We start from the raw sequence: 17,070 nt of genomic DNA, 5'->3' as shown, positions 1-17,070 counted from the left end.
GTCGCGCTCGTCTCCAGGTTCGCTGTCGTGGTCGGCCGTGCTCGGCCGGTGGTGGTCGTGTCCGGTGGTGGGTCTTCGTCGTGCGGGCCGCGGCCCCGGCGGTTCTTGCGTGCTGGTCTGTGCCGGGCCGGCTGAGCCGGTGTGCCCCGCGGGACCCGGTCCGGGCCCGGGCGGCACCGTCGTCGGTCCGGGTACGGGACGTGTCGTCCGGGGTCCAGCGGTGCGGGCCCCGCGAGCGGTGGTCCACAGGGTTGTCCACAGTCCTGTCCACGTCGACCGCGCCGGCGCTCTGGGGGGTACTCCCCCGTGGCTCCGGGGAACGGGCCGATCGATCACACCACTGTAAAGGGTCAGGGGTGGTCGTACCGAACGAAGGTTTTCCCCAATGTGGAGGACGGGGTCACGCCCGGCACCGTGCGTGCGCGTCCGGAGCTGCGTTTGACCTGACCGCCGCCGTCACGTACCGTTATCCAGTTGACTGCGGCCTCTTGGTCGCGCCCATCGCGTCGTCCGGCCACGTCGGACGGCTCTACATACATACGTGACGGCTCGCGCTGAGCCCATCCCTCCAGCGCAGCCGTGTGGAGATCATCATGAGCAAGCGCACCTTCCAGCCGAACAACCGTCGTCGCGCCAAGAAGCACGGCTTCCGCGCCCGCATGCGCACCCGTGCCGGCCGCGCGATCCTCGCCGCACGTCGCGGCAAGGGCCGCACCGAGCTCTCCGCCTGATCGGGCTGGAGCGCCTGATCCGGTCCCGGACCCGGTAGCGATCGTGTTGGCCCGCGCCAACCGCATCGTCAGCGGTTCCGACTACCGGTCCGTCGTGCGTCGTGGTCGCAGGAGCGCCACGGCGCACGTCGTCGTATCCGTGGTCAGGCGTACTCCCGGTGGCGCAGTCGCGGTCGATGCCCCGACCCGCTTCGGGTTCATCGTCGCGAAGACCGTCGGGAACGCGGTCACGCGGAACCTGCTCCGTCGACGGTTCAAGGCGATCGCGCACGAGCTGCTGACCGAGGTGCCGACCGGGCACGACGTGGTCATCAGGGCACTGCCAGCCGCAGCGGGTGCCACATGGCCTACCCTGCTCGAAGACGTCTCGCGCTCCTTCGCGCGCGGGGTGGAGAAGGCAGCAGCATGAACCGCACCCTGTTGACCCGGCTCGGCTGGGTCCTCGCGTTGCTCCCGCGCAACGCGTGCGTCGTCGTGCTCCGCGTGTACCGCGCGGTGGTCTCCCCGCTGTACGGCAACGTCTGCCGCTACCACCCCTCGTGCTCCCGGTACGCGCTCGAGGCCATCCAGCAGTACGGCGTCGTCCGCGGATCGGCGATGGGCGCGTGGCGCATCGCACGGTGCAACCCCTGGGCCGCCGGCGGCATCGACGACGTGCGTGAGCGACGTCGTCCCTACCTCGTCAACCGGTTCGGGTTCGTACTCGCGCCGACCCCGCAGCAGGGATCCCGTCCGGTCGGTGCCCACCGCCCGGTCCTGCTCACCCAGCGCACTCGAAAGGCGTGACCGTCCTCATGGTCTTCATCGGAACGATCCTCTGGCCCCTCAAGTGGGTGGTCTCGGCGATCCTCGTGGCCTTCCACTGGATCTTCGAGAGCATCGGGATGGACCCCTCGGCGGGCATCACGTGGGTGCTGTCGATCATCTTCCTGACCTTCGTGGTCCGGGCGGCGCTCATCCCGATCTTCGTGCGGCAGATCAAGTCGCAGCGCCGGATGCTCGAGGTCGCACCGCAGCTGAAGAAGATCCAGGACAAGTACAAGGGCAAGAAGGACCAGTTCTCGCGTGAGGCCATGAGCCGCGAGACCATGGCGCTCTACAAGGAGACCGGGACGAACCCGCTGAGCTCCTGCCTGCCGCTGCTCATCCAGATGCCGATCTTCTTCTCGCTGTACTCGGTGCTGCACGAGGCGCAGATCAACAAGACGGGCATCGGCCTGCTCACGAACACCCTGGCGCAGGACTTCGGCAACGCCGCCCTGTTCGGCGCCCCCCTGCACGAGACCTTCACGAACGCCTCCGGGTGGGAGGTGCGGGTCATCGCCGGCTTCATGATCGTCGTGATGACCGTCTCGCAGTTCATCACGCAGCTGCAGCTCGTCGCCAGGAACATGTCGCCGGAGACCAAGGCGTCGCCGATGTACCGCCAGCAGAAGATGATGCTGTACATCCTCCCCCTGGTCTTCGTGATCTCGGGCCTGAGCTTCCCGCTCGGCGTCATGTTCTACTGGCTCGCCTCGAACGTCTGGACCATGGCCCAGCAGTTCTTCGTGATCCGCAGCATGCCGACCCCGGGGTCCGAGGCCGCTCTGGCGCGCGAGGCCCGCCTGGCGAAGAAGGCCCAGCGTCGTGGGACCCCGGTCCTCGCCGAGGCCGGCGTCGGCGCAGGTGCCGTCGAGGCCGAGGCCGCCCGTGTGAACACGCAGCGGCAGCAGCCCGTCGGCAAGAACCGTTCCAAGAAGACTGGGAAGAAGTAAGTGACCGAGCAGGACATCGCCGCCGCTGACGTGGCGGACGAGCACGCCGACGCCGAGCAGGCCGCCACCACGGACGAGGACGTCCGCGACGGGGACGTGCGTGACGGGGACGTGCGTGACGGGGACGTCCGTGACGAAGCGGACATCGCGGCGGACTACATCGAGGAGCTCCTCGACATCTGCGACCTCGACGGCGACATCGAGATCGAGGAGCGCGCCGGACGCGTCTACCTGTCGGTCTCCGACGAGGGCGGTGCCCTCCGTGTGCTCGCGAAGCCGGACACCGTGTCGGCGCTCCAGGAGCTGACGCGCATCACCGTGCAGGCCGAGACCGGCGAGTTCAGCCGTCTCATCCTCGACATCGGTGGCTCGCGCGATGCCCGTGCGTCCGAGCTGCAGCGCCTGGTCGACACCGCCGCCGAGCGCATCGAGGCCGGTGCGCCGTCGGCTGCCCTCCCCCCGATGTCGTCCTACGAGCGCAAGCTCGTGCACGACCTCGTGGCCGAGAAGGGCCTGCACTCGGAGTCCGAGGGTGAGGGTCGGGACCGCCACACGGTCGTCACCCGATGACGGACGAGGCACCGGCCCCGGTCCTGGAACAGGAGCCCGCCGCGGCGGTCGACCTGTTCGGCGATCGGATCGAGCTCGCACGCTCCTTCACACACGAGCTCGCGCGTCGGGGCGAGGAGCTGGGCCTCATCGGCCCGCTCGAGCTGCCTCGGCTGTGGACACGACATATCCTCAACTCTGCACTCCTGGCACCCCTCCTGGAGGCGCGTGGCCGAGTTGCCGACGTCGGTTCGGGTGCCGGGTTGCCGGGTCTCGTGCTCGCGATCGCTCGGGCCGACGTGTCCTTCACGCTCATCGAGCCGATGGAACGGCGTTGCGAGTGGCTGACGAGCGAGGCCACACGCCTGGGGCTCGACAACGTCGAGGTCGTCCGTGGCCGGGCTGAGGACGTCGCTGACGAGATCGTCGTCGACCAGGTGACCGCGCGCGCGGTCAGTGCCCTGTCGAAGCTCATCCCGTTGACGGTGCCGCTCGTTCGTTCCGGAGGGCAGCTCATCCTGATGAAGGGCGCCCGGGTCGACGAGGAGATCGAGAAGGCCCGCAAGGTCATCCTCCGAAAGCGGCTCGCCGACGTCGAGGTTCTCGAGCTCGGGGACGGTGTGGTCGAGGAGACCACGCGAGTCTTCCGGGCTACAGTTGACTGACGCTGCAGCTCGGCCGGTTCGACCGGTGATCGCCGGCACGTTCCACGTGAAACATCGAACCGGGGAAGAGGTCTTCGTTGAGTTCATCGACTGACTACGACGCGTCGACACCCCTCGCGCGCGAGATCGCCGATCTCAACCGTCGGCGCCGAGCGATCGCGACGCAGCAGTTCCCGCTGCCGCCGAAGACGCGGATCTTCACGGTGTCGAACCAGAAGGGCGGCGTCGGGAAGACCACGACGACCGTCAACCTCGCGGCGGCGCTCGCGCACGGTGGGGCGCGCGTGCTGGTGATCGACCTCGACCCGCAGGGCAACGCGTCGACGGCGCTCGGAGTGGACCACCAGGCCGAGGTCGCGAGCATCTACGACGTCATCGTCGACGAGGCGCCGATCGCGGACACCGTGCAACGCTCCCCCGAGTCGGACACGCTCTGGTGCGTGCCGGCCACCATCCACCTCGCCGGCGCGGAGATCGAACTCGTCTCCCTCGTGGCCCGCGAGCAGCGACTCCGCACGGCACTGGACCAGTACCTCAGCTCGCTGGACGAGCCGTACCACTACGTCTTCATCGACTGCCCGCCCTCGCTGGGACTCCTGACGATCAACGCGTTCGTCGCGGCGCAGGAAGTGCTCATCCCGATCCAGACCGAGTACTACGCGCTCGAGGGCCTGAGCCAGCTCCTGCGGAACATCGAACTCATCGAGCGGCACCTGAACCCGAACCTGCGGGTCTCGACCATCCTGCTCACCATGTTCGACGGGCGCACGAACCTGTCGAACCAGGTCGCTGCGGACGTCCGAGAGCACTTCGGCGACCAGGTGTTGCAGGCGATGATCCCCCGGTCCGTCCGGGTCAGCGAGGCTCCGAGCTACGGCCAGAGCGTCGTGTCGTACGACGTCAACTCGTCCGGGTCGCTCTCGTACCTCGAGGCGGCCGCCGAGATCGCAGCACGAGGAGCGCAGGACTGATGGCACCCAAGCGAACCGGCCTCGGACGAGGCATCGGCGCACTCATCCCGACCGCGAGTGACCAGCAGGACCGTCCCGTCGACGTGTTCTTCCCCACGGGAGGCACGCCGGCTTCGGCGCCCAGTGCTTCGGGGCAGACCGCAGAGGACCTGCTCGCGGTGCCCGGTGCACGCCTGGCGAACCTCAATCCGCTCGACGTCGTGCCGAACGCGCAGCAGCCGCGCAAGGAGTTCCGCGAGGAGGAGCTCCAGGAGCTCGTGCACTCAATCCGCGAGATCGGACTCCTGCAGCCGATCGTGGTGCGCCCCATCGCGGGTGCGACCGGTACCGAGCCCCAGTACGAGCTCATCATGGGCGAGCGCCGCCTCCGTGCGACGAAGGAACTCGGCCTGACGACCATCCCCGCGATCGTCAAGGACACCCCCGATGACGCGATGCTCCGCGACGCCCTCCTGGAGAACCTGCACCGTGCGCAGTTGAACCCGCTGGAGGAGGCATCGGCTTACCAGCAGCTGCTCGCGGACTTCGGCATCACCCAGGAGGAGCTCGGGCAGCGCATCGGCCGTTCACGTCCGCAGATCACCAACACGATCCGCCTGCTCCGCCTCCCCTCCCCCGTGCAGCGTCGAGTGGCGGCCGGTGTGCTGTCCGCGGGGCACGCTCGCGCGATCCTCGCTGCTCCGGACGCCGAGGCGATGGAGTACCTCGCCGAGAAGATCGTGAACGAGGACCTTTCGGTTCGTGCGGCTGAGGCCATCGCGCAACAGCTCAGCACGAAGACGCCGGCGAAGCCCAAGGCCGAGCCGTCGAAGAAGCAGGCCCACTTCAACGACGTCGCCGAGCGACTCGGCGACCGGCTGAACACGCGGGTGAAGATCGCCGTCGGTGCGCGCAAGAGCTCGGTGACGATCGACTTCGCGAACGGCGACGACCTGAACCGGATCCTCGGCGAGCTCGGCCTGGGCGACGTCACCGGCTGACCCGTCGCGTCGTCGACCTTGCAGGGGCCGATGTTCCACGTGGAACATCGTCGAGTCTCGCTCCGGAAGGCCGGCGTTCCACGTGGAACATTGTCGAGTCGCGCCGGGGCGCTGCGATCCGCGGTTCCACGTGGAGCCTGGTCTGCACGGGCAACGCGGAGTGGGACCGTCTGGGTTCGTTTCGGCGAACGGCAGCGCGACGGAGTCGAACTGACAGTCGGTGGGCAGCGACCCGAAACCGCTGTACGCGCTTCTCCGGGGCGATCGCACCCTCGGGCGGGTCGATGGACCAGGCGACTGCGAGAGGGCCTGTGAGGCCCGGTGGGGAGTGCTCCAGGCCGCGAGACTGGTGCAGCGACCAAGCCCAGGCAGACCTCAGGCGCCGGTATCGGCCGAGGTCGGGCGCGATTGATCGTGATGAGAAGGGGCGGCCTGCGGGGCGCACGCACTGTTCCACGTGGAACCCTCTGGTCCGGCGTCACGCTCCGCCCGGATTGCCGCTCCCTCGGCAGCTTGAGGAGGCCACGTGGCGAACTGGTGCAGCCGGGTTGACGAGCTGCGAACTCGCTGACGCCGGGCGGAGAGCGCGTGGCCGTCTCGCGCCGACCGCAGCACGACGGCGCGGCGCCCGCCCGGCAGCTGCACTCCCTGGACCGAGTGGCGGGGGCGCTCAGGAGCGGAGCGCCCGCAGCTTCCGCAGCCCGACCGCGGCGAACACCGGCTTGACGAAGGTCATCTCCCCGAGGCGGTAGCACTTCGTGCGCACGAGTCGACGGGCGAGGTGCTCGTCCTGGCGGGCGACGTACACGCGGGCCTTCTCGGCGTGGAGCCCGTTCGAGCAGATCGCGATGCCGTCGAAGTCCTCGAGCAGGGTTGGCGTGTTCTCGATGTTCTGCCAGGTCGATCGGCTCGACTCCTCGATGCTGACCGGCCCGTCCCATCCGGACTGTCGGACAGCACTCCGGAGGTGTCGCGCCTCGCTGATCGGTCCGCGGACCGGTCCGCCACTGCAGACGATGGTCGGCGATCCCCCGCGGCGCTCCACGTCGCGCGCGGTCCGGACGGCCATGCGTGCACGCCAGCGGTTCACGAGGTTCGGCTGGTGGCCGGGGTTGCCGAAGCCCAGGACGAGGACGGCGATCCGCGGGCCTGCCGGGTCCGGAGGCGCGGCGAGTGTGGGACGGACGGGCAGGTGCGCTTCCCGGCGGTCGGCGGACCAGTGCACCCACTCCCCCCAGACGAGGACAGCAGCAGTGGCCGCCGTGCTCGCAGCGACGATCGTCGGCACGATGCGGCTGCTCCGGACGGTGCTCACGTCAGCAACCCCCACCGCTGCTCGCACGAACCCCATCGACGTCGATGTTCCACGTGGAACGTCGCCGTTCCGACTCCGCGCTCAGGCGCCGTGGTCGCGGATGGCCTGCTCGGCGAGCTCGGCATAGGTCCACCCGAGGTCGAACCCCGATGCGCTCAGGGCCTGGGGCACGAGCGACGTCTCGGTCAGGCCCGGTAGGACGTTTGCCTCGAGGAACCACGGCGTCCCCGCACCGTCGACGATGAGGTCGACGCGGGAGACGTGCCGGAGGCCGAGCGCCTCATGTGCGGCGACCGCGGCCTCGGCAGCCGCAGACGACGCCGCCTCCGGGAGCCGTGCCGGCGTGTAGAAGGTCGTCAGCCCGGCGTTGTACCGGGCCTCGAAGCCGTAGACACCGTCCTTCGGGACGATCTCCACGGCGGACAGGGCCACGGGACCGTCACCGGTGTCGATGATCCCGACGGCGACCTCGGTGCCGCGGATGAGCTGCTCGATGACCACGTCGTCGCAGTAGGTGTACGCCGTGACCATCGCGCGCGGGAGGTCGTGGACGTCCTCGACGAGCGTGACGCCCTGTGCACTGCCGCCCCGCGCGGGCTTGACGGCCAGGGGAACCGGGTGGTCCGCCCCGATCGCCTCGAGGACACCCACCGCGCCGAGCTCGCGGAACACGTCGTGCGACAGGGTGATCGACCGCGGGGTCCGGACGCCCGCCCGCGCGACCAACGCGGAAGCGGTGGGCTTGTCCCATGCCAGCCGTGCCGACGTCGACCGGGAGCCGACGAACGGGATGTCCAGCGCCTCCAGGATGCCCCGCAGGGCGCCGTCCTCACCGGAGGCGCCGTGCAGCGCCGGCCACACGACGTCCGGGCGGTCGTCGCGGAGCGCCGGGAGCAGCGACGCGTCAGCGTCGCGCAGGTCGACCTGCCAGCCGTAGCCGCTCAGGGAGTCGGCGACACGACGACCGGATCGCAACGAGATGTCCCGCTCGTGCGAGATCCCCCCGGCGACGACGACGACGTGACGACGGGTGAGGTCGGCCATGCTGGATCCTTCTGCTGCGATGTGAGGAAAAGTGCTGATCAGGAGATGTTCGGCGGCGGTGCCGAGACTGAGTCGGACGACGGGACGGCCCGGAACGGACGGGTCGCCGGGCCGAACGTCTCGAGGACGTCCAGCTCGTCGTTGATGACCGTCGCGAGTCGCTTGACGCCGACCCGGATCTGCTCGGGCGTCGGGTAGCAGAACGACAGGCGGATGTTGCTGCCGCCGCGGCCGTCGGCGTAGAAGGCCGTGCCGGGGGTGTAGGCCACGAGCTCCTTCACCGCGCGCGGGAGCATGCCCTTGGAGTCGAGCGAGTCCGGCAGGGACAGCCAGACGAAGAAGCCACCGTTCGGCTTCGTCCACGAGAGGTCGGGCAGGAACTCCCCCAGGGCGGACATCATGGCGTCCCTGCGCTCCGCGTAGAGGCCGCGGAAGGTGTCGACCTGGCCCTTCCAGTCCGCGGCGTCGAGGTAGGCGTTCACGACGTACTGGCCGAACGAGTTCGGGGCGAGCACCGCGGACTCGTTGGCGAGGACGAGCTTCTCGCGGATGGCGTGCGGCGCGAGGGCCCAACCGACGCGGAACCCGGGTGCGAGGGTCTTCGAGAACGAGCCCAGGTAGACCACGCCCTCCTCGTCGATCGAGCGGATGGCCTGCGGTGCCGGCTCGTCGAACCACAGGAGGCCGTACGGGTTGTCCTCGAGCACGAGGATGCCGTTCGAGCGGCAGATGTCCAGGACCTCGATGCGGCGCTCCCGGCTCATCGTGACGCCCGCCGGGTTGTGGAAGTTCGGGATCGTGTAGAGGAACTTGATCCGCTTGCCCTGCGTCCGGAGGTTCGCGATCGCCTCGCGCAGGGCCTCGGGCACCAGACCGAGTTCGTCGGTCGTGACGTGCACCGTCTCGGCCTGGTACGAGCGGAAGACCCCGATCGCGCCGACGTAGGACGGGGACTCGGCGAGCACGACGTCGCCCGGGTCGATGAACAGCCGCGTGACGAGGTCGAGCGCGTGCTGCGACCCCGTGGTGACCACGACGTCCTCGGCGCTCGCACGGATGCCCTCGAGGCTCATCACGTCGACGATGTGCTCGCGGAGGGAGCGCAGGCCCTGCCCCCCGCCGTACTGCAGCGCCATCGCCGCGTCCTCGTTCATGACACGGTCGATCGAGCCCGTGACGAGCTCGCGGGGCAGCGCGGAGACGTACGGCATGCCACCGGCGAGCGAGACCACCTCGGGGCGGGAGGCGACGGCGAACAGGGCTCGGACCTCGGAGGCGCTCAGCCCTGCGGTGCGCTGGGCGTAGGAGTCGTACCAGGGGTCCAGGCTGTTGCCGTTGGTCATCGCGTGCTCCGTTCAGTGGGACATTCCCGCCACACTACGACATCGTCGGCCGGAACCCCGATGGGAGACGGGGGCCGATCCTGAGGTTCTGGCCCCGGGCATCCCAGGGACGGTCCGGGTACGCGGACGGCCCCGCCCTCCCTGAGGAGGACGGGGCCGTCGGTGCTGGACTGCCTACGCCAGGAACTCGGCGAGGTCGGCCTCGAGCGCCGGCTTCGGCTTGGCGCCGATGACGGTCTTGACGACCTCGCCGCCCTTGAAGACCTTCATCGCCGGGATGGAGGTGATCTGGTAGTTCATCGCGGACTGCGGGTTGTCGTCGACGTTGAGCTTGACGATCTCGATCTTGTCGGCGTGCTCCGCGGCGATCTGGTCGAGGATCGGCGAGACGGCGCGACACGGGCCGCACCACTCTGCCCAGAAGTCGACGAGGATCGTCTTGTCCGACTTGAGGACCTCGTCGGAGAAGGTGGCGTCGGTGACGGCCTTGGCGTTGGACATGGTTGTCCTTTCTGTGCAGTCGGTACGTGCTGGAACGGTGTCGCCCCGGGGAGCATTCCCCGTGCGGCTCCCGGTGGTGGCTACAGGGACGTGACGTCGACCATCGCGGGCTCGGTGGGCGTGCGCCCCTCGGCCTGGTCGGTCAGCGCGTCGTCGAGCTCGGCGAGGTACTTCTCGGCGTCGAGCGCCGCGACCGTGCCCGAACCGGCGGCCGTGATCGCCTGGCGGTACGTCGGGTCGATGACGTCACCGGCGGCGAAGACACCCGGCAGGTTGGTCTTCGAGGACCGGCCCTGCACGGCGATGGTGCCCTCGGGGGCGAGGTCGATCTGGCCGTGGATGAGGTGCGTGCGCGGGTCGTTGCCGATCGCGATGAACAGACCGTCGAGTGCGAGCTCGGACTCCTCGCCCGTGACGGTGTCCTTGAGCGTGACGCCCTCGACCGCGGTGTCACCCGTGATGCCGGTGACCTCCTTGTTCCACGCGAACTCGATCTTCGGGTCGTTCATCGCGCGGTCCTGCATGATCTTCGACGCACGCAGCGAGTCCTTGCGGTGGATGACCGTCACCTTGTCGGCGAAGCGGGTGAGGAACGTGGCCTCCTCCATCGCGGAGTCACCGCCGCCGACGACCGCGATGTTCTTCTGGCGGAAGAAGAAGCCGTCGCACGTGGCGCACCACGAGACGCCGTGACCGGACAGGCGCTCCTCGTCGGGCAGACCGAGGTGGCGGTAGGCCGAGCCGGTCGCGTAGATGACCGCGAGGGCCTCGTACGTCTCGCCGGAGCCGACCGTGACCTTCTTGACCTCGCCGGTCAGGTCGACCGAGGTGGCGTCGTCGTACAGGACCTCGGCACCGAACTTCTCGGCCTGTTCCTGCATCTTGATCATGAGGTCGGGGCCCTGGATGCCCTCGGGGAAGCCGGGGAAGTTCTCGACCTCGGTGGTCTTCGTGAGCTCGCCGCCGGTCTCGACGCTGGACGCGACGATGAGGGGCTTGAGCTCCGCGCGCGCGGCGTAGATGCCGGCGGTGAACCCGGCCGGACCGGAACCGATGATGATGAGCTGGCGCATGCCGTGTTGCCCTTCCGTTGCGTACTGACCGGGTCAACACATGGTACCGGCGCGGCATTCCGGCCAGCCCGTGCACGCCGGGATCGGCCCGGAACGAGCGACGGCGCCCGCGGCGCATCGAGCGACGGTGCCCGCGGCGCATCGAGCGACGGTGCCCGCCGCCCCGGCGCTCAGCGCCCGAGCTTCGCCCGGAGGATCGCCACCGCGTTCTGGATCTCCCCGTTCTTCGCGACCACCAGGGCCCCGAAGTACACCGCCGCCATCACGGTGCCGCTCAGCGCGAGGGTGATCAGCGCGCCCGTCACGTCGGCCATCGCGAACCCGTCGGGCGAGAACGCCCCGAAGAAGTTCACGACCAGGAGTCCCACGACGCCGGCGATGAGCGCGGCGATGACGAACTGCACGTGCGACCGGGTCACGATCGCGCCCTCGATGCCCTGCAGCCGTCGGCGGACGACGACGAGCGCGACGATCGTCTGCGTCGACCCGGCGACCGTCGTGCAGACCGCGATGCCGACACCGATCGCCGAGCCGGGCAGCATCGCGACCGACAGCGCCCCGATGACGAACAGGCCGGACTGCACGAGCTGCATGAGGAACGGCGTGCGGTGGTCGTGGAACGCCCAGAACACCCGCTGGATGATGAAGAGCATGCTGAACAGCACGAGTCCGGGCATGTAGGCGACGAGCACGAGGGCCATCGCCTGCGCGTTGGCGAACTCGTTCTCCCAGATGCGGGCGAACGGCAGCGCGAGCACCACGAGCGCGACGCTCGCGAACACCGTGAACAGCCCGACGATGCGCAGCGAGAGCGACAGGTTGCGCCGGACCGCGTCCAGGTCACCGCGCTCCGCGTCGTGGCTCATGCGCGTGAAGTACGCGGTGGCGATCGACACGGCGACGATCGAGTGCGGCAGCATGAACAGCAGCCACGACGTGCTCAGGGTCGCGTTGCCGGCGCCCTGGGCGAGCGATGCGACACGGGACTGCACGATGCCCGCGACCTGGGTGGCGAGGATCATCGCGAACAGCCAGCCCGCTGCGGTCCCGGTCGACTTGAGGCCGACGCCGCGCCAGCGGAAGTCCGGCTTGAAGGACAGCCCGGCCCGACGCCAGAAGAACGGCAGGAACGCGGCCTGCGCGAAGACGCCGAGCGAGGCGCTGCCCGCGAGGACGGCGATCTTCAGCGGCGTCCAGTCCTCGGTCGCCGCGTTGACGCCGCGGCCGCCGAACAGGGCGATGAACACGACGAGCCCGGCGATGGCGATCACGTTGTTGAGCAGCGGCGCCCAGGTGAACGGGCCGAACACCTGCTTGGCGTTGAGCACTTCACCGAGCAGCGAGTACATCGCGTAGAAGAGGATCTGCGGCAGGCACCAGAAGGCGAACGCCACGGCGAGGTCGGTCTGGGCGGGCGTGAAGCCCTTGCCCGCACCCGACGACTGCTGGCTGTAGACCCACACGAGGAACGGTGCGAGCAGGGTCGCGATGACGGTGATCGCAACGAAGACGGTCGCGCCGAGGGTGACGATCTTGTTCACGTACGCCGTGCCGCCGTCGGTGTGCTGCTTCATCGAGCGCACGATCTGCGGGATGAGGACCGCCGAGAGCAGGCCGCCCGCGATGAGCGCGTAGATGTTGTTCGGCAGCTGGTTCGACACGGCGAACGCGTTCGCGGCGTCGGACCCGGTGTTGCCGATGGCGAAGGCGAGCACGAAGGTCTTCGCGAACCCGAGGACCCGCGACAGCATGGTGCCGGCCGCGAGCATCGCGCTGGCCCGGCCGAGGTTGCGCTCGGCAGCGGGTTCGGCGTCGACGGCGGGCTGCTGCTGGGTGCTGATGGTCGGCTCCTGGGGGTCGGTGATCGGTGCGTCGCGGTCGTCGCGACCGCCGTCGCGGCGCTGGTCGCGGTCGTCGCCCCCGTCGTGCTCGTCGCGGCCGTCGCCACCGCCCTGGGCACCGGCCGGGAGGCGCGGCTCGGCCAGCGCGGTCCGGCCCGCCCCCGCCGCGTGGTGCGGTCCAGGGCCGTCCGTGGCCGTGACCACTGCGCCGGCTGCGCCGGCTGCGCCGGCTGCGGCTGCCTGCCGTGCGGCCGCCGAACCCGGCGCCGGCGGCTGCTCGGCGAGGAGCCGGTTCGGGTCGTCCTCGTCCTCGTCGTCGAGCTCGCCGTTGCGGCGCCGGACGCGCTTGCGGATGCTCCGGACGATGCCGAAGCCGAAGACCGCGACGAGACCGATGCCCGCGAGGGCGGTGATCACGGTCTCCCACTGGGCCTGCACGTTGAGCTCGACCGTGGACGGCTGCGAGAGCGTCGTGCCGGTCGGGCTGACCACCGTCATGGTGAGGGTGACCGTGCCGTTCGCCACCGAGCGCACCGGGATCGTCGCGCGGGTCGAGGACTGCGGCTGCACCTGGACCTCGATGTCGTTCCGCACGATCCGCAGCGCCGAGCTCGACGGCTGCACCCGGAGCTTCACGGTGACCGGGTACGCGGAGCTGTTCCGGATCGACACCGGCAGCGAGGTCCGGTCGCCGAGGAGCGTCAGCGAGCTGGAGTTCGGGATGCTCACCGACGAGGTCGTCTTCACCCAGCGGCCGACCTGGCGGTCGACCGCGGTGGCGAGGGCGTCCGGGTCGGCGCGCCAGGCGTTCGAGGCGAGGGCGAGGAGCTCGAGCCGGGCCGGCGCGGTGACGTCGGTCGGGGTGTCGAGGGCCGTGGAGAACGCGGACAGGCTGCGCTCGCCCTCGACCAGGCGACGGAGGCGGTCGAGCCGCGCGTCGTCGTCACCGCCGGCGCTGAGCGTGAGGGAACCGGGCGTCGCGGCGGCCGTCTTCGACAGGTCGGAGGGCGACACCCAGGCGGTGCTCTCGAGGGCGTCGAGCGCCTGACCGAGTCGCTGGCTGTCCGTCGGCCACGTGCGCCCGAGGGTCAGGAGCACCGGGTTCGTCGCGGAGCCGGACCGTGCCGCGGCGGCCAGCGTCGCCGTGAGACCGGCCACGGCGGTGTCCCACGTGGCCTGGTCGTCGGCGTCCGCGGCGGTGCGGAGGAGCGAGGAGGCGGACTGGTCGGCCACGAGGACGTGCTGGTCGCCGATCCGTTCGGATGCGGCGACGGTCGCGTCGGCGCCCGCGGAGGTGTTGCCGCTCGCCACGATCGTGCTCGTGGTGCCGGCGGCGGCGAGGGCGGGCAGGTCCCCGTCGGCCACCGTGCCCTCGACCGGCCAGGAGACGCCGGACATCGACCACGGGAAGTCGAGCAGCGTCTGCGTGGTGGGGAGCGTCGGCGTCTGGTCGCTGCCGTCCGGGCCGTCGGTGGCGTCGGCTCCCGGCTGGGCGTCGGTCGCGGTGTCGCCGTCGGCCGGGGCGGTCGCGTCGGGCCCCGCTCCCGGGTCCGCGGTCGCGGTGTCGCCGGTGGGGACGTCGGTCGGCGTCGGCGTCGCGGTCGCGGCACCGGGGAAGTCCTCGGGCCGGACCTGCTGGTCGAGGGACAGGACGCCGGGGACGCCGTCGGCGCCGGCCTGTCGCAGTCCGGTGACGTCCGCGTCGGCGTAGGACAGCGCGAAGGTCTCGTTGCGCATGCCCTCGAGTCGCTGCAGCCAGGTCCGTGCCGTGGACGGTGCGCTCTCGCCGAGCAGTCGGATCGACGCGATGATCCTGGGGTCGACCGCGAGCGCGACGTTGTGGTCCTGGGCGGCGTCGAGCTGCTGCGACAGGGTGCCGTCGACCGAGGTGGCCGCGGCGAGGTCGTTCGCGCTGATCGTGCCGTCGGTGGTCGCGGGCAGCGTGACCGGCATCGCGACGGAGACCCCGACCGGCGTGCGGTCGAAGTCCGGGTACCAGGTGATCGCGGACCGGGCGACGGCCGAGGTGTCGCCCGCGGAGTACTCGGCGGCGATGCGGCGGGCACCGAACGAGGAGTACCCCGCGAGGCCGACGTTGCCCGGGACGATCCGGACCGTCTGCGACACCGAGCGGTGCGCCGGGACGGCCGGGACGTCCACCGAGCCCATGGGAGCGCCGAAGTAACCGCTCGTGCTGGTGTCCTCGAGCCAGTCGGCGAGCTCGCCGCGGCTGCTCACCTGGCGGTAGATGTCGAGCTCGGCGGTGCCCGCGGGCACCTCGTCGTCGGTGCCGTTCGTGACGGTCACCGTGAGCTCGAGGTCTTGGTCGCGCTGCACGATGCCGCGGTTCCCGGGCGCGACCGAGACGGTCGTCCTGCCGGTGTCGGCGGCGACCGTGTGCGCGGTCCGGGTGGTCGTGGAGGAGCCGGTCGCGGCGTCGGCGCCGTCGGTCACGGCGGGCGTGACGACGAGGCCGATGGCGACGAGGGTCGTCGCTGCGGCGGCGAGGGTGGAGCGGAGCATGTGCATACGGAGGGGCCCGAGGGTCGGTTCCGGCCGTGCACGAGTGTACGAGGGCGCGTGGTGACGATCCCGTGGGCACTCGGACACGTGCAGAACTCCTGCACGCGCATCTGGGAGGATGAGGTCCGTCATGCACTCCGTTGCCCAGGCCGTCGAGCGACTCGACGCACTCGCTGCCACCGAGCCCGTCGCCCTCCTCGCTCGGACCTTCGCCGACGCCGGGTACGAACTGGCACTCGTCGGCGGGCCCGTCCGCGACGCCTTCCTCGGTCGTCCCGTGACCGACCTCGACTTCACGACCGACGCCCGCCCGGACGACGTCCTGCGCATCGTCGAGCCGATCGCGAGCGCCACCTGGGACGTCGGCCGCCAGTTCGGCACGATCGCCGCCCGGGTCCGTGGTGAGCAGGTCGAGATCACGACGTACCGCAGCGACGTGTACGACGGCGAGACCCGCAAGCCCGAGGTCGCGTTCGGCGAGACCATCGAGGACGACCTGCTCCGCCGGGACTTCACCGTCAACGCGATGGCGCTGCGACTCCCCCAGCGCGAGCTCGTCGACGTGCACGGCGGTGTCGAGGACCTGCTCGCGGAGCGCCTGCACACCCCCCAGGCCGCCGAGGTCTCCTTCCGCGACGACCCGCTGCGGATGATGCGCGCCGCCCGCTTCACGTCGCAGCTCGGCTTCACGGTGTCGGACGAGGTCCGCGACGCGATGGCCGACCTCGCCGCCTCGATCGAGATCGTCTCCGCCGAGCGCGTGCGCGACGAGTTCGTCAAGCTCCTCGCCACGGGCGACCCGGTGCCCGGCATCCGCCTGCTCGTGGACACCGGCCTCGCCGAGCGCTTCCTGCCCGAGCTGCCCGCGATGCGCCTGGAGATCGACGAGCACCACCACCACAAGGACGTCTACGAGCACTCGCTCACGGTCCTGACCCAGGCGATCGGGTACGAGGCCGAGCGCCACGCCGGCGAGGCCCCCGACACCGTGCTCCGGCTCGCGGCACTCCTGCACGACATCGGCAAGCCCGCGACCCGCAAGCTCGAGCCCGGCGGGGCGGTGAGCTTCCACCACCACGACCTCGTCGGCGCGAAGCTTGCGAAGAAGCGACTCCGCGCGCTGCGGTTCGACAACGACACCATCGCCGCGGTCGCGCGCCTGATCGAGCTGCACCTGCGGTTCTTCGGCTACACCGAGGGCGCGTGGACCGACTCGGCCGTCCGCCGCTACGTCCGCGATGCCGGTCCCCTGCTCGAGCGTCTGCACGAGCTCACCCGTTCCGACGTCACGACCCGGAACCGGCGCAAGGCCGACCGGCTCGGGTTCGCGTACGACGACCTCGAGGCGCGCATCACGGCCCTCGCCGAGCAGGAGGAACTCGAGTCGATCCGACCGGACCTCACCGGTGACGACATCATGCGGATCCTCGACATCCCGCCGGGACGGGCCGTGGGCGAGGCCTACCGGTGGCTGCTCGAGGTCCGGATGGACGAGGGGCCCCTCGATCCCGACGACGCCGAGGCGCGCCTGCGCGCCTGGTGGGCGGCGCGCGACGCGACCGCCTGACGGACGCGACCCGGAGGTCGGGGATTCGACCGCCTGACGGTCGCGGCCGTCTGACGGACGCGACCCGACGGTCGGTGCACCCGACCCCGCGCCGGACGCGAGCCGTTCTGCACAGCCGGTGGCGGGCCTCCAGGCCGTGAGCTAGGCTTGGGGGGTTGTCCGCGCGCACCCGCGCACCCGGACGACACGCATCAACCCTCCTGTTCCGGG

At 70.4% G+C, this 17,070-nt stretch carries 15 protein-coding genes; 9 read left to right on the top strand and 6 right to left on the bottom strand.

The genetic code is table 11. The features are described from left to right. Positions 1–593 precede the first annotated feature (593 nt). From rpmH to QOL16_RS17185, 8 genes are all read left to right on the top strand, one after another. Entirely contained in the window at positions 594–731 is a 138-nt protein-coding gene (gene rpmH / locus QOL16_RS17220) for a 50S ribosomal protein L34 (protein WP_043595303.1), read from the top strand. Next, complete coding sequence (gene rnpA / locus QOL16_RS17215) at positions 670–1,140, top strand: ribonuclease P protein component (protein ID WP_370692549.1); 471 nt, start codon at positions 670–672, stop codon at positions 1,138–1,140. Before rpmH ends, rnpA begins: the two co-directional genes overlap by 62 nt. After that, positions 1,137–1,517, top strand: coding sequence for a membrane protein insertion efficiency factor YidD (gene yidD, locus QOL16_RS17210; protein WP_065960467.1), 381 nt, complete (start codon positions 1,137–1,139; stop codon positions 1,515–1,517). The genes rnpA and yidD overlap by 4 nt, the downstream gene beginning before the upstream one ends. Before the next feature lie 8 nt (positions 1,518–1,525). Next, entirely contained in the window at positions 1,526–2,488 is a 963-nt protein-coding gene (gene yidC, locus QOL16_RS17205; protein WP_071285602.1) for a membrane protein insertase YidC, read from the top strand. Positions 2,489–2,584: 96 nt separating this feature from the next. After that, positions 2,585–3,058, top strand: a complete 474-nt coding sequence (locus tag QOL16_RS17200) for a R3H domain-containing nucleic acid-binding protein (RefSeq protein WP_071248181.1) — start codon at positions 2,585–2,587, stop codon at positions 3,056–3,058. Further along, positions 3,055–3,702, top strand: a complete 648-nt coding sequence (gene rsmG, locus QOL16_RS17195) for a 16S rRNA (guanine(527)-N(7))-methyltransferase RsmG (RefSeq protein WP_071285553.1) — start codon at positions 3,055–3,057, stop codon at positions 3,700–3,702. The genes QOL16_RS17200 and rsmG overlap by 4 nt, the downstream gene beginning before the upstream one ends. 77 nt (positions 3,703–3,779) lie before the next feature. Then, positions 3,780–4,673, top strand: coding sequence for a ParA family protein (locus tag QOL16_RS17190; RefSeq protein WP_290439171.1), 894 nt, complete (start codon positions 3,780–3,782; stop codon positions 4,671–4,673). Further along, positions 4,673–5,653: a ParB/RepB/Spo0J family partition protein gene (locus QOL16_RS17185; protein ID WP_065960476.1), complete on the top strand. Its 981-nt coding sequence runs from the start codon at positions 4,673–4,675 to the stop codon at positions 5,651–5,653. The genes QOL16_RS17190 and QOL16_RS17185 overlap by 1 nt, the downstream gene beginning before the upstream one ends. Before the next feature lie 670 nt (positions 5,654–6,323). Here the strand turns inward: QOL16_RS17185 and QOL16_RS17180 are convergent. The 6 genes from QOL16_RS17180 to QOL16_RS17155 all read right to left on the bottom strand — a co-directional run bounded on the left by QOL16_RS17180 (position 6,324) and on the right by QOL16_RS17155 (position 15,293). Next, complete coding sequence (locus tag QOL16_RS17180; protein ID WP_175473150.1) at positions 6,324–6,968, bottom strand: ElyC/SanA/YdcF family protein; 645 nt, start codon at positions 6,966–6,968, stop codon at positions 6,324–6,326. A gap of 81 nt (positions 6,969–7,049) precedes the next feature. Then, complete coding sequence (locus QOL16_RS17175; RefSeq protein ID WP_071248059.1) at positions 7,050–8,012, bottom strand: D-alanine--D-alanine ligase; 963 nt, start codon at positions 8,010–8,012, stop codon at positions 7,050–7,052. Positions 8,013–8,050: 38 nt separating this feature from the next. Next, complete coding sequence (locus QOL16_RS17170; protein ID WP_065960480.1) at positions 8,051–9,355, bottom strand: PLP-dependent aminotransferase family protein; 1,305 nt, start codon at positions 9,353–9,355, stop codon at positions 8,051–8,053. A 174-nt stretch (positions 9,356–9,529) separates the two neighbouring features. Then, positions 9,530–9,856, bottom strand: a complete 327-nt coding sequence (trxA, locus tag QOL16_RS17165; RefSeq protein WP_022832611.1) for a thioredoxin — start codon at positions 9,854–9,856, stop codon at positions 9,530–9,532. An 80-nt stretch (positions 9,857–9,936) separates the two neighbouring features. After that, complete coding sequence (trxB, locus tag QOL16_RS17160; RefSeq protein WP_071285551.1) at positions 9,937–10,929, bottom strand: thioredoxin-disulfide reductase; 993 nt, start codon at positions 10,927–10,929, stop codon at positions 9,937–9,939. A gap of 170 nt (positions 10,930–11,099) precedes the next feature. Then, positions 11,100–15,293: a DUF6049 family protein gene (locus tag QOL16_RS17155; RefSeq protein WP_254780335.1), complete on the bottom strand. Its 4,194-nt coding sequence runs from the start codon at positions 15,291–15,293 to the stop codon at positions 11,100–11,102. Between the two features lie 130 nt (positions 15,294–15,423). Between QOL16_RS17155 and QOL16_RS17150 the strand changes: the two genes are divergently transcribed. Continuing rightward, complete coding sequence (locus QOL16_RS17150; RefSeq protein ID WP_071285549.1) at positions 15,424–16,860, top strand: CCA tRNA nucleotidyltransferase; 1,437 nt, start codon at positions 15,424–15,426, stop codon at positions 16,858–16,860. The last annotated feature ends 210 nt before the right edge of the window (positions 16,861–17,070 follow it).

The organism is Curtobacterium sp. MCBA15_004, assembly GCF_001865055.2.
Taxonomy (GTDB): domain Bacteria; phylum Actinomycetota; class Actinomycetes; order Actinomycetales; family Microbacteriaceae; genus Curtobacterium.
This window is presented reverse-complemented; position numbering and strand designations above follow the sequence as displayed.

Bases quoted from the DNA above. Each gene is read 5' to 3' on its own strand.
- QOL16_RS17155 (WP_254780335.1), bottom strand. From the start codon at position 15,293: ATGCTCCGCTCCACCCTCGCCGCCGCAGCGACGACCCTCGTCGCCATC.
- rpmH (WP_043595303.1), top strand. From the start codon at position 594: ATGAGCAAGCGCACCTTCCAGCCGAACAACCGTCGTCGCGCCAAGAAG.
- QOL16_RS17175 (WP_071248059.1), bottom strand. From the start codon at position 8,012: ATGGCCGACCTCACCCGTCGTCACGTCGTCGTCGTCGCCGGGGGGATC.
- QOL16_RS17150 (WP_071285549.1), top strand. From the start codon at position 15,424: ATGCACTCCGTTGCCCAGGCCGTCGAGCGACTCGACGCACTCGCTGCC.
- QOL16_RS17170 (WP_065960480.1), bottom strand. From the start codon at position 9,355: ATGACCAACGGCAACAGCCTGGACCCCTGGTACGACTCCTACGCCCAG.
- yidD (WP_065960467.1), top strand. From the start codon at position 1,137: ATGAACCGCACCCTGTTGACCCGGCTCGGCTGGGTCCTCGCGTTGCTC.
- trxB (WP_071285551.1), bottom strand. From the start codon at position 10,929: ATGCGCCAGCTCATCATCATCGGTTCCGGTCCGGCCGGGTTCACCGCC.
- QOL16_RS17185 (WP_065960476.1), top strand. From the start codon at position 4,673: ATGGCACCCAAGCGAACCGGCCTCGGACGAGGCATCGGCGCACTCATC.
- trxA (WP_022832611.1), bottom strand. From the start codon at position 9,856: ATGTCCAACGCCAAGGCCGTCACCGACGCCACCTTCTCCGACGAGGTC.
- yidC (WP_071285602.1), top strand. From the start codon at position 1,526: ATGGTCTTCATCGGAACGATCCTCTGGCCCCTCAAGTGGGTGGTCTCG.
- rsmG (WP_071285553.1), top strand. From the start codon at position 3,055: ATGACGGACGAGGCACCGGCCCCGGTCCTGGAACAGGAGCCCGCCGCG.